General features: G+C 65.8%; 12 protein-coding genes. 5 read left to right on the forward strand and 7 right to left on the reverse strand.

What is annotated here, in order from left to right:
* The first annotated feature begins 16 nt into the window (after positions 1–16).
* The 3 genes from DIC66_RS20250 to DIC66_RS20260 are packed head-to-tail and all read left to right on the forward strand — an operon-like array spanning position 17 to position 3,707.
* Complete coding sequence (locus DIC66_RS20250; RefSeq protein ID WP_147321370.1) at positions 17–514, forward strand: hypothetical protein; 498 nt, start codon at positions 17–19, stop codon at positions 512–514.
* Positions 515–534: 20 nt separating this feature from the next.
* Complete coding sequence (locus tag DIC66_RS20255; RefSeq protein ID WP_117179999.1) at positions 535–2,022, forward strand: S8 family serine peptidase; 1,488 nt, start codon at positions 535–537, stop codon at positions 2,020–2,022.
* The gene (locus DIC66_RS20260) at positions 2,019–3,707 is read left to right on the forward strand and encodes a c-type cytochrome (protein ID WP_117180000.1); all 1,689 of its coding nucleotides are present in this window, start codon (positions 2,019–2,021) and stop codon (positions 3,705–3,707) included. Before DIC66_RS20255 ends, DIC66_RS20260 begins: the two co-directional genes overlap by 4 nt.
* A gap of 17 nt (positions 3,708–3,724) precedes the next feature.
* On the opposite strand, the gene DIC66_RS20265 is transcribed toward DIC66_RS20260, so the two are convergent.
* The 4 genes from DIC66_RS20265 to selD form a co-directional block, all read right to left on the reverse strand.
* A complete protein-coding gene (locus DIC66_RS20265; RefSeq protein ID WP_117180001.1) occupies positions 3,725–4,441 on the reverse strand; it encodes a response regulator in 717 nt (238 codons plus the stop codon).
* 22 nt (positions 4,442–4,463) lie between these two features.
* The gene (locus tag DIC66_RS20270; RefSeq protein ID WP_117180002.1) at positions 4,464–5,849 is read right to left on the reverse strand and encodes an ATP-binding protein; all 1,386 of its coding nucleotides are present in this window, start codon (positions 5,847–5,849) and stop codon (positions 4,464–4,466) included.
* 3 nt (positions 5,850–5,852) lie between these two features.
* On the reverse strand, positions 5,853–6,521 hold the full coding sequence (locus tag DIC66_RS20275; RefSeq protein WP_117180007.1) for a response regulator transcription factor: 669 nt from the start codon (positions 6,519–6,521) through the stop codon (positions 5,853–5,855).
* Between the two features lie 276 nt (positions 6,522–6,797).
* Positions 6,798–7,874 carry a selenide, water dikinase SelD gene (selD, locus tag DIC66_RS20280; protein ID WP_117180003.1) on the reverse strand — a complete coding sequence of 359 codons (1,077 nt, stop codon included), beginning with the start codon at positions 7,872–7,874 and terminating at the stop codon, positions 6,798–6,800.
* A 39-nt stretch (positions 7,875–7,913) separates the two neighbouring features.
* Between selD and mnmH the strand changes: the two genes are divergently transcribed.
* Positions 7,914–8,972: a tRNA 2-selenouridine(34) synthase MnmH gene (gene mnmH / locus DIC66_RS20285; RefSeq protein ID WP_233506028.1), complete on the forward strand. Its 1,059-nt coding sequence runs from the start codon at positions 7,914–7,916 to the stop codon at positions 8,970–8,972.
* 18 nt (positions 8,973–8,990) lie between these two features.
* On the opposite strand, the gene DIC66_RS20290 is transcribed toward mnmH, so the two are convergent.
* Together DIC66_RS20290 and DIC66_RS20295 are read right to left on the reverse strand one after the other, a co-directional pair.
* Complete coding sequence (locus tag DIC66_RS20290; protein ID WP_117180004.1) at positions 8,991–9,413, reverse strand: universal stress protein; 423 nt, start codon at positions 9,411–9,413, stop codon at positions 8,991–8,993.
* A 24-nt stretch (positions 9,414–9,437) separates the two neighbouring features.
* Entirely contained in the window at positions 9,438–9,794 is a 357-nt protein-coding gene (locus DIC66_RS20295) for a DUF2917 domain-containing protein (RefSeq protein WP_117180005.1), read from the reverse strand.
* Between the two features lie 172 nt (positions 9,795–9,966).
* On the opposite strand from DIC66_RS20295, the gene DIC66_RS20300 reads away from it, so the two are divergent.
* A complete protein-coding gene (locus DIC66_RS20300; protein WP_117180006.1) occupies positions 9,967–11,490 on the forward strand; it encodes an aminotransferase-like domain-containing protein in 1,524 nt (507 codons plus the stop codon).
* 78 nt (positions 11,491–11,568) lie between these two features.
* Here the strand turns inward: DIC66_RS20300 and DIC66_RS20305 are convergent.
* On the reverse strand, positions 11,569–11,768 hold a 200-nt coding region (locus DIC66_RS20305), incomplete at its 5' end, for a biotin/lipoyl-containing protein (RefSeq protein ID WP_117180009.1).

Raw genomic sequence — 11,768 nt, forward strand, 5'->3', positions numbered from 1 at the left:
TGATGTAATGGCCACCATGATGTTCGCCAAACAAGCCCTGCGCGCAGGCCATGCAGGCCTGCTGCTGGGCGTGCTGTGCACCGCCCTGCAACTGGCCGGTTGTGCCAGCTCCTTGAAGGATGCGGCGTCTGAGTCTTCGGCAGAGTCGGCCGCTGCCGCGTCGTTGGAAGAATCGCTGGAAGGGCGCTGGGGCATCCGGGTGGAGGGCTTGCGGCTCTCGGCGGCCAACTCCATGCTGGACTTCCGTTACCGCGTGCTGGACGCCAAAAAGGCCGCACCGCTGCTGGACGGGAAGAACCAGCCCTACCTGCTGGACGCGGCCCACGGCGCCACGCTGGGCGTGCCCGACACCCCGGTGCTGGGGCGCATACGCCAGACCGCACGCAACAACAACATCCTGACCGACCGCACCTACTTCATCATGTTTGGCAACCCCGGCAAGGTACTGCGCAGCGGCGACAAGGTCACCCTGCTGCTGGGGCAGGTAAAGATAGCCGACCTGTCGGTGCAGTAGCACCGGAGCAGGTCAGGTCCATGGCATTGCGCTGCGCCCGCCCCACCTGCGCACGGTTGTTTTTGCCTGCCCTCTGGGTGTTGGCCTTCTGTTTTGTCTTGCCCACCCACGCCGCGCAGATCAGCCCGGAGCTGGAGCGCGCGCTGCAGCGCAGCGGCTCGCATGCCGATACCGCCGTGCTGCTGCGCTTTGCCGACGCGCTGGACCTGCAGCCCTATGCCACAACCGACCGCAGCCTGCGCGACAACCGCCTGCAACTGGCCCTGCAGGCACAGGCTGTGCGCAACCGTGCTGCCGTGCAGCCCCTGCTGCACTCTGTGGGCGCAGAGCGCATCCGCGACCTGTGGCTGATCCATGCCCTGGCCCTCACGGTGCCCGCCAATGCCGTGCGGCAGTTGGCGGCGCACCCGGCTGTGGCGCGGCTGGACTTGGACTCGTTTGTGCAGGGCGGGCGCAGCCAGCGCACACCCCCGTCCCGCGCCAGCGCGGGCCCGTCCGATGCCGAAGGCTCAGCACGGGTGCAGCCCCAGCCCCCGGTGGCGCCACCGGCGGTGGTGGAGTGGAATCTGGAGGCCCTGCAGGTGCCGGCCCTCTGGGCCCTGGGCTATCTGGGCCAGGGCATTACCGTGGCCACCCTGGACACCGGCGCTGACCTGGCCCACCCGGACTTGCGCAGCCAATGGCGCGGTGGGCGCAACAGCTGGTTTGACCCGCATGGCGAGCAGGCCACGCCCTATGACGCAATGGGCCACGGCACACAGGCGCTGGGCGTGCTGGTGGGGGCCTCGGGCATCGGTGTGGCGCCACAGGCCCGCTGGATTGCCGCGCGCCTGTACAACGGGCAGGGCCGGGCCAGCATGAGCGATATCCACCTGGCGTTTCAGTGGCTGCTCGATCCGGATGGCGATGCCAGCACCCTGGATGCGCCAGATGTGGTGAACGCGTCGTGGTCGCTCAGCGGGCGCTCGACCGGCGCCTGCGTGCTGGAGTTTGCCGACGATATCCAGGCCCTGCGCAGCGCCGGCATGGCCGTGGTGTTTGCGGCCGGCAATGATGGCCCCAAGCCCGGCACCAGCAACAGCCCGGGCAACAACCCGGGGGTGCTCTCGGTGGGCGCAGTCGACAGCAGCGGGCAGCTGGCCCGTGCCACCAGCCGCGGCCCTTCGGCCTGCGATGCGGGCGCCTTCCCGCGCCTGCTGGCTCCGGGCGTGGGCATTCGCACGGCCGACCTGTCGCACGGCGGGCTGGCTTCCTACACCACGGTGTCGGGCAGTTCACTGGCCGCGCCGCATGCCAGCGGTGTGCTGGCCCTGTTGGCCGGTGCGTTTGCACATGCCTCGGTGGCCGAACTCGAGGCTGCCCTGGAGGGCCGCGTGCAGAATGCAGAAGCAGGCACATCGCCCAACGCGGTGGAGCCAGGGGAGCCGGTGAAGCTGGACGCACTGGGGGCCTACCGCATATTGCGTGAAGCGCAGAGCAGACACAAGCAAGGGATGTCCAAACCATGAATTTTTCCAGGCGCACAGCGCGGGCTTTTGTCGGGCGTTTGCCAGCCCGCCTCGTGTGGGCTCTTGCAGCATCCTGGCTGCTGGCCGGTGCGGCCCTGGCGCAGACCACGGCGCCGCAGGCAGCCGAGGCCAGCGCACCGCCCAGCCCTGAGATGCAGGTGCTGCTGGCCATGGGCCAGCGCATTTACCGCGAAGGCCTGGGCAGCCGGGGGGAGCCGCTGAAGGCGCTGGGCGCCGGCCAGACGGCGCTCTCCGGGGCCGCGGCGGCCTGCGCTACCTGCCACCGGCGCAGCGGCTATGGCAGCACCGAGGGGCAATACTCGGCGCGCCCCATCACCGCTGCGGCCCTGTTCGCCGAGCAGACCCTGGCCGTGCGCAGCCCGCGCATCAAGGCCCAGCTGGGCAGCCGCCAGCGACCACCCTATACCGAGGCCCTGCTGGCCCGGGTGCTGGCCACCGGCATCGACTCCTCCGGCAAGCCCCTGGAGCCGCTGATGCCGCACTACGCCCTGAACCCGCAGGAGCTGCAGGCGCTGTCGGCCTATCTGGCCACCCTGTCACTGCAAACAGCGCCCGGTGTGGACGCCGAAGAAATCCACTTCGCCACCGTCATCCAGCCCGGTGTGTCGGCCGAGCGGCGGCGCGCCATGCTGGATGTGATGCAGGCCTTTTTTCGCGACAAGGGCGCCAACATGCGCCAGGACGAATCGCGCCGCGAGGCGGGCTCCATGCGCATGTACCGCTCCTACCGCAAGTGGGTGCTGCATGTCTGGGACCTGAGCGGCCCGAGCAGCGGCTGGGCCGCGCAGCTGGACGCGCATTACCGCGAGCAGCCCGTGTTTGCCCTGCTGGGCGGGCTGGGTGATTCGGACTGGGGCCCCATCCATGCCTTCAGTGAGCGCTTTGAAATACCGGCTCTATTTGCCCAGACCCTCATGCCGCAACTGCAGGGTGGCAACCAGTACAACCTGTACCTGTCCCGTGGAGCCGCACTGGATGGCGAGGTGCTGGCCAGCTACCTGGCTGAATTGAATGAAGGCGGTACTGTGGTGCAGGTGTACCGCCGCTCCGAGAGCGCGCTGGTGGCCGCAGCGGCCCTGCGCCGCGGCATGGGGGCGGATGCTGGCCGCTTGCAGGATCTGGTGCTGGACGGGCCACCGGATGCCGCCTTCTGGGACAAGGCCTATGCCGCCAAACCCGGGGCCATGGTGCTGTGGCTCGATGCGAGCGACCTGCAGGCAGCCCCAAGCGCACCAGCGGCGCTGCCGGTCTATGTGTCCTATGCACTGCTGGGCGGCAAGCTGCCGGGCCAGGCCTTTGTGGAGGCGGGCAATGTGCGCATGGTCTACCCGTCGGACCCGCCGCCGCGGCATGAGTCGCGCCTGTTGCGCAGCAAGATCTGGCTGCACAACAAGGGCCTGGCGGTGAGCCAGGAGGCCGTGCAAATCAACACCCTGTTTGCCATCACGGTGGCCAGCGACGCGCTGGGCCACATGATGGACAGTTTCTCGCGGGACTTCTTTGTCGAGCGTGTGGAGCATGTGGTGGGGCAAACACCCGCACCCTCCATGTTCCGCTCGGTCAGCCTGGGGCCTGGCCAGCGCTTCCTGGCCAAGGGGGCCTCGGTGGTGCAACTCGGCACCACCGGCCCCCAAAAGGCCTTGTCGCCCTGGGTTGTGCCCTGAAGAACCAAGAAGAGAGGCTAATGCGCCACGAGGGGTTGGCTGTGGTGGTTGACCATGATGGCCCGGTGGCTGAAGTAGCTGGGCTTGTCGATCAGGCCCAACTCCAGCGCCACCAGCACCACGTCGGTGGCGTTCTTCAGACCCAGTTTCAGCATCAGGCTGGCGCGGTGCTTCTCCACGGTTTTGGGGCTGACCGACAGGAACTCGGCCGCACTGCGGTTGGTGCGGCCTTCGGCAATGAGCTGCAGCACGCCGCGCTCGCGCTTGGTCAGCACGTCCAGCTCGGTTGAGCGCGACCTGGACTGTTCGGGGTACAAAAAGCCACTGACCAATTGGCCCGATACATCGGGGCTGAGGTACTTCTTGTCCTTGACGGCACTGCGCACGGCAATCAGCACCTCTTCCAGCGTGGCGTCCTTGAGCACATAGCCATCCACGCCGATGCGCATGGCGGTGCAGACATGTTCTTCGGTGCGCGAGGCCGTCAGCAACACCGCCTTGATGCGCGGTTTGCGGCTCTTGATCTGGGTGACGATATCCAGGCCACTGGTGCCGGCCAGCTTGATGTCCAGGATGAGCACGTCCGGGTCGGCGCGCAGAATAGCCTGGACTACATCGCGTCCTCCGGCCATGTCTTCCTTCACCACCATGTCGGCCTGTTGGCCCAGCAAGGCGCCCAGGCCTTTTCTGAACAGCACGTTGTCATCGACCAGCATCAGATTGGTTTTCGTCATTTTCAGTCCCCTTGTTTTTCGTTCATGCTGCTGCCAGGTTCCGGCGTGGAAAGCCGACCCTCACCCGCAGGCCGCCCAGCGGCGAGTCCTGCAATTGCACTGTGCCGCCGTGCATGGTGGCCACCATTTGCACAATCGACAGCCCCAAGCCCACGCCGTCCGGGCCGCACTGGTCCAGCCGGTTGAAGCGCTCGAATGCCTTGCTGCGCGATTCGGCAGGGATGCCCTTTCCCGCATCGTCCACACAGAGCACCAGTTCGTCCGCCTGTTGCACTGTCGTGATGTCGATGCGGCCGCCTTCGCTGCCGTACTGGATGGCGTTGGACAGCAGGTTGCGCAGCAGCAGGTAGATGGCGAACTCCGCGCCCTGCACGGTGGGTGCCTGCCACTGCGTCTGCAGCACCATGCCTTTGGCCCGGGCACGGGCGGCCTGGTCATCCAGGACCTGCTGGTAGACCAACTCAAAAGACACGGGGCCAAAGTGTTCGGCGGTGCCGTGGCTGGCGCTGTCCAGGCGGGTCAGGTCAATGAGCTGGTCAAACACATGCGAGGCCCGGCTCACGCCGCTGATGACTTCCTGCAAGGCCTCCTGCTGGTCCTGCACACTGCGGGCCTTGAGAGCGAGTTGCGCCTGCGCCTTGATGCCGGCAAGCGGCGTGCGCAGTTCATGGGCGGCCAGGGAGGTAAAGCGCTGTTCGGATTGCAGGGCCTGGCTGGCGCGCTGGAACAGGGTGTTGAACTCTTCAATCACCGGCAGGATTTCGTGGGTCGGCCTGTCGATGGAGAGCGCCTGCATTTGCTTGGGGTCGAGCACGCGCAGGCGGTGTACCAGGGCATCGAGCGCGTCGGCCGAGCGCCGCAACAGAGTCCAGGTGGTCACCATGGCAAACAGCAGTGGCAGCGCGATGGGCAAAAAATAGTAGTGCAGCAGGGTGGGGGTGTCGTTGTCCCGGTCTTCAAACTGCTCGGCCACCTGCACGATGTAGGACTGGTCGGCCGCAGGCAGGGAGAACATGCGCCCGGGCTTGCCGTCCACCATGCCGTTTTCAAAGCCCAGTTGCTCCAGCGGCATCAAGGGTTTGCCCGTCAGGGGCATATTGGTCTGCAGCAGCGTGGGCCCTTTTTTCAGCCAGACCTGAAAGCTCAAATCCATATTGGCATTGGGCGGCGTATACAGCCGTGGTGCGGCGCCGGTAGCCAGGCTGGCGGCCTCTGTGGCCCCATCCCGGCTGAATTCAATCACGGTTTGCGCAACCTCTGCGAGGTGCATGTCCAGATGCTGGCGCTGCTCGAGCTGCTCGGCCCGCTGGGCGCCATTTACGCCCAGAACCAAGGCAGCGGCAATGGCCACCGAGGTGACCACGGTGACCTTGCGCTGCAGTGATTTGACCAGCAGGATTTCGGCCATGGCCTAGAGCGCGGGCGCGATGGTGTAACCCACACCCCGGATGGTGTGGATCAGGTCTGCGCGGAACTTGCGGCGCAGCATGTGGATGTAGACCTCGATCGCGTTGCTTTCGACTTCCTCGCCGTTGCCGTATAGCGACTCTTCAATCTGGCGGCGCGACAAGACCTGGTTCTTGCGCCGCACCAGCATCTCCAGCACCCAGAATTCGCGGTGGGTCAGCGGTACGTTGACGCCATCCCAGGTGGCGCACAGGCGCAGCGGATAGAGCCGCAGCGGGCCGTGGGTGGTGGCGTGTGCGTCGGCATCGGCAATCGGAAAGCGCCGCAGCAGGCTGCGGATGCGGGCGGTGAGCTCGTCCAGGTCAAAGGGTTTGACCAGGAAGTCGTCAGCACCCCGGTTGAGCAGGTTGATGCGGTCACTGATGCTGCCGCGCGCGGTGGTCACGATCACCCGGATGTCCATCTGGGCGCTGTGCAGGCGCTCCAGCAGCACGCTGCCGTCCATGTCGGGCAGGCCCAGGTCGAGGATGACGAAATCATAGGTATGGCAGTTCACGGCTTCGGTGAACTGCCAGCCGCTGGTAATCCAGTCCACGGCAAAGCCGTCATGTCCCAGATGCTTCTGCACGGCGCTGCCCAGCATGTGGTCGTCTTCGACAAGGAGTACGCGCATGTTCATCCCTCTGGCTGTTTTATTTTGCCGGGGACCTTGAACTGGCTCTGTGGGGTACCCGGTGGGCTCATCCTGAGGTCAATCGGCTCGCTCCAGCCCTGTTGACGACAATCAATTCTCACACTCGCTTACACGAGCGCGTGGGATGGCTCAGGCAAAAAATGCCCAAAACTGAGGAATATTCACGGTCTGAGGGATGTATGTGCACCTTGGTTGACCGGGCGCAAGCCCTGGACTGGTCTTGGCAGGTAAGCCACAGGCCAAGCGGCGCCAACGCTACCGCACGGTCACCTGCGCGGCACCGGCCGACAGGCTGCCGATGACTGCGGCATCGGCAAAGTCCTGCGCCCGCAAGATCTGCAGCACGGCATCGGCGGCTTCCGGCGCACAGGCAATGAGCAGGCCGCCACTGGTCTGCGGGTCTGACAGCAGGTTTTGCTTCCAGCTGGCAAAGCCCTCGGGCAACACCATGCTGCTGCCATAACCATCCCAGTTGCGTGGCGATGCACCCGTGCAGGTGCCGCCCTGGGCAATGGCCGCGGCCAGGGGAATCAGCGGCACGGCATCGAACTGCACTTGCGCTGACAGGCCCGAGCCACGGCAGATTTCCAGCAAATGCCCGGCCAGGCCAAAGCCGGTGACATCGGTCATGGCGTGCACCTCGGGCAGGGCGGAGAGCGCAATGCCGGGCGTGTTGAGTTTGGTGGTCCAGCGCACCATGTCGGCATAGCCTTCCGTGGAGAGCACGCCTTTTTTCAGCGCGGCCGAGAGCATGCCCACGCCCAGCGGCTTGCTCAGGATCAGCACATCGCCGGCCCGTGCCGCACTGTTGCGCTTGATCTTGTCCGGGTGCACCAGGCCAATGCCCACCAAGCCGTAAATGGGCTCGAGCGTGTCGATGCTGTGGCCACCGGCAATGGGGATGCCTGCCGCTTTGCACACGTCCTGGCCACCGGCCAGGATCAGGCGGATGGCTTCTTCGGGCAGCTTGCCCAGGGGCATGCCCACCAGCGCCAGCGCAAACAGCGGCGTGCCGCCCATGGCGTACACGTCCGAGAGCGCGTTGGTGGCGGCAATGCGGCCAAAGTCATACGGGTCGTCCACGATGGGCGTGAAGAAATCGGTGGTGGCGATGATGGCCTGTTGGTCGTTGATGCGGTAGACGGCGGCGTCATCGCTGGTCTCGGTGCCCACCAGCAGGTCGGGGGGCAGAAGCGGCATGTTCACGTTGGCCAGCAGGCGCGAGAGCACAGCCGGTGCAATCTTGCAGCCGCATCCGCCACCGTGGCTGAAGGAGGTGAGGCGCAGAGGGGCCACAGGGGCTGCGGGGGAGGGGAGGGTGGTGCTGGGCATAAAATTGCTCTTTAGATTCAACATGCAACGGGATACCCATTGACGCCAATTGATCATACCCGTGCGACGGTTGAAGAGCTCGCTGGCTTTGACGCCCTCATCGACGCGCGCAGCCCCTCTGAGTTTGCCGAAGACCACATCCCCGGCGCCATCAACTGCCCGGTGCTTGATGACCAGCAGCGCATCATTGTGGGCACGCTGTACAAGCAGGTCTCGGCCTTTGATGCGCGCAAGGTGGGCGCGGTGCTGGTGGCGCGCAATGTGGCCACCTATATCGAGACGATGTTTGCCGACAAGCCCAAGGGTTGGACGCCGCTGGTGTACTGCTGGCGCGGCGGCCAGCGCAGTGGCGCCTTCACCCATATCCTGCGCGAGGTGGGCTGGTCGGCCAAACGGCTCACAGGCGGCTACAAGTCCTGGCGCGGCCATGTGATTGAACAGTTGGCCGTTGTCCCACAGGCCCTGCGCTTTACCGTGATCGCCGGGCCCACCGGCAGCGCCAAGACGCGCATCCTGGAGGCCATGCAGCAGCAGGGCCAGCAGGTGCTCAACCTCGAAGCCCTGGCCGCGCACAAGGGCTCGGTGCTGGGTGACTTGCCGGGGCAACCGCAACCCTCGCAAAAAATGTTCGAGACCCAGGTGCTCTCCGCCGTGCAGCAGTTCGACCCGGCGCGCCCGGTGTATGTGGAGTCCGAGAGCAAGCGCATCGGCCAGCTGCGCGTGCCCGATGCGGTGTTCCAGGGCATACAGGACGGTCAGTGGCTGCGCGTGCAGGCCAGCATGGAGCAGCGGGTGCAGTTTTTGCTGCGCGACTACGACTACTTTTTGAGCGGCCCCGAACTGGTGACCCAACTGGAGCGGCTCAAGGAATCCTGCGGCGGTGAGACCGTGACGCGCTGGAAGGGCCTGGCCCAGGCCCGCGACTTTGCCACCCTGGTGGGCGAGCTGCTGGCGCAGCACTACGACCGTTTTTATCTGCGCTCCATGAACAAGCATGCCGAGGGCGCAGACCACAGCCGCTTTGCTACCAATGATCTGTCGGACGCAGGCATTGCGGCGCTGGCGCGCGAGATCGGCGCGCGCAGCGACGCAACGTAGGCCCGGCTCTGGGGCCGGTTACTTCACCAACAGCACGGGCTTGCTGCAGGTGGCCAACACGCGCTGGGCCACCGAGCCCAGCAGCACATCGACCAGGCCGGAGCGGCCCTTGGAGCCCATGACCACCAGGTCAAAGCCCTTGTGGGCCAGGTTGACGATGGTGTTGGCCACAGGCCCGGTCTGGATGATGGCGTTGTGCTTGATGCCGGCCTTGACCAGCACCGCCAGTGCGGCCTTGAGTTCGCGGTCACTGAGCTCGCGCAGATAGTCCTGCACCGCCTCGGCACCCACCAGATGCTCGGCATGGCGCAGGCCCTGGTCATCGTGCACGGTGACCAGGGTGATCAGGTCTTCGCTGCGCAGATTGACCGACAGTTTGGCGGCGTACTTCACCGCATGCAAAGAGGCTTTCGAGCCGTCGACGGCGACCAATATTTTCATGATGTTCCCGAGGTAGTTATGGGGTCACTGTAGCAGTGTCGCTGCCTGGCATGCACTGACCGTGAGCGTCCTGTCGGGTGCGGCTATTGCAGCGCTGGCACGCGAGACCGGCGCGCGCAGCGGCACCAGGCTGTAGCGCGCAGCCTCCAGCCCTTGGGCGCCTGGGTGCCGGTCGCTCTGGATCAGCACCTGGTTTTCATGCAGCTCGATGCTGGAGCCAGCCACCAGAAAGCGGTCCACCGCGTCGCCCGGGCGGGTCAGCCACAGACAGCCGCTGACCACTTGCAGGCGCAGGCCTTCACTCGCGTTGATCATGCGGGTCTGGCGGGCCAATAACGTAAGGGTGTGCGTGAGGGTGCGGGCGGGGGATTTTGCTGGCATGGTGCTTCTCCTGTGGTGAAGCCTTTACTGTGCTTTTTTGCATCGCTGCTGCACAGGCACAAGCTGCACCCAAGTGCAGCACAGCAGGGCAGCCCATTGGACCATCTGTGCTGGCAGGTTTGACGCTCATCTGTACTGCTGCCTCTGTGGGCACAGGGCGTACGATGCAGTCATGGCCGACACCCCGCTTCTGTACCTGCAAATTGCCCTGCGCCTGGCGCAGATGATTGCCAGTGGCGCGCTGCAGCCGGGCCAGCGCCTGCCCTCGGTGCGCGATTCGGCCGCACAAAACAATGTGTCGGTAGCCACCGTGGTGCAGGCCCTGGCCACCCTGGAAGAGCACCGCCTGGTGCAGCCACGCGCCAAGTCCGGCTACTTTGTGGCGGCGGCCAGCCGGGCCAAGGCGGCCGCGCTGGTGCGAAAAATCCAGCAGGAGCCCGAACCTGCCAAGCTGCAGCCCGGGCCCCGGGCCAGCGAACAGGTGATTGATGCAGCCACCCGCGCCGTGGTCAGCTTTGCCGGCTACTCCCCCAAGGACAAGGACTTTTTTGACAACGACCGCATTCGTGTTGCCCTGGGCCGCGCCACGCGCCAGAAGCGCAGCACGCTGACCGAATACACCAGCTCCTCGGGCACGCTGGCGCTGCGCAACGCGGTGGCCCTGCGCGCCCTGCACCTGGGCTGCGCGCTCAAGGCCGATGACATCGTCATCACCTCGGGCTGCATCAATGCCGTGGCCATGTGCCTGCAGACGGTCACCCGGCCGGGCGATCTGGTGGCCATCGAGAGCCCCACCTTCTTTGGCTTTCTGGACCTGCTGGAGTCGCTGGGCCTCAAGGCTCTGGCACTGCCCACCGACCCCCGCACCGGCGTGTCCTTGCCCGCACTTCAACTGGCGCTGGATACGCAACCCATCAAGGCCCTGCTGCTGGTGCCCACGCTGTCCAACCCGCTGGCTTCCGTCATGCCGCTCACGCACAAGCGCGCCCTGGCCCGGCTGGTGGCCAAGCACCAGCTGCCCCTGATTGAAGACGTGGTGTTCAACGACCTGCTGGCCACCGATGCGCGGCGGCGCGCCGTCAAGGCCTATGACAGCGAGGGCTGGGTCATGACCTGCGGCTCGTTTGCCAAGACCGTGTCACCCGGCATACGCCTGGGCTGGGTGGACGCCGGGCGCTGGAGCAAGGAGCTGGCCACCCTCAAGCGCGTGCAGGGTGCTGCCACGAATGCGGTGCTGGAGTACGCCCTGGCCGACCTGTTGACGCAGGGCAGCTACGAGGCCCACCTGCGCCGCCTGTGCCTGCTGATGAAGCAGCGCCTGGGCCAGGCCCGCAAGATGATCCTGGCCAGCTTTCCTGCGGGCACCAAGGTCAACGACCCACCGGCCGGTTACACCCTGTGGGTGGAGCTGCCTGTGGCGGTGGATACCATGGACCTGTTCAACCTGTGCAAGCGCGCGGGCATCACCATCGGCCCCGGCCAGGTGTTTTGTGCAAGCCACCGCTACCGGCACTGCCTGCGTCTGAGCTTTGCCGGACTATGGGAGCCGCGCGAGCAGGCGGCCTTGCTGGAGGTGGGGCAGCTGGCCTGCCAGTTGCTGGCGGGGGCCCGGGCGCAAGGCTCCACCGATACGCCCGAGGCCACGCGCATGGACTTCATCTGCGCCAATGAGATTTCAGCGCACGAGTTGTGGTGAATGGGCGGCCAGTCCATTCGAACCCGCTGTGCCCCGCAAGACACCCATGCGGGCATGGCACCCCCCCGCATTGCCGACTCAGTGCAATTCGACCATCAAGTCCCGGGCATTGATGGTCTCGCCCGCGCGCACATGGATGGCGTGCACCACTGCATCACGGTCGGCGCTCAGCATGGTCTCCATCTTCATGGCCTCTAACGACAGCAGCGGGTCGCCCTTCTTCACCAATTGCCCCACCTTCACCGCCACCGTGACCACCATGCCGGGCATGGGTGCGG

The sequence above is a fragment of the Rhodoferax lacus genome (assembly GCF_003415675.1).
In the GTDB taxonomy this organism is placed as follows: Bacteria; Pseudomonadota; Gammaproteobacteria; order Burkholderiales; family Burkholderiaceae_C; genus Allorhodoferax; species Allorhodoferax lacus.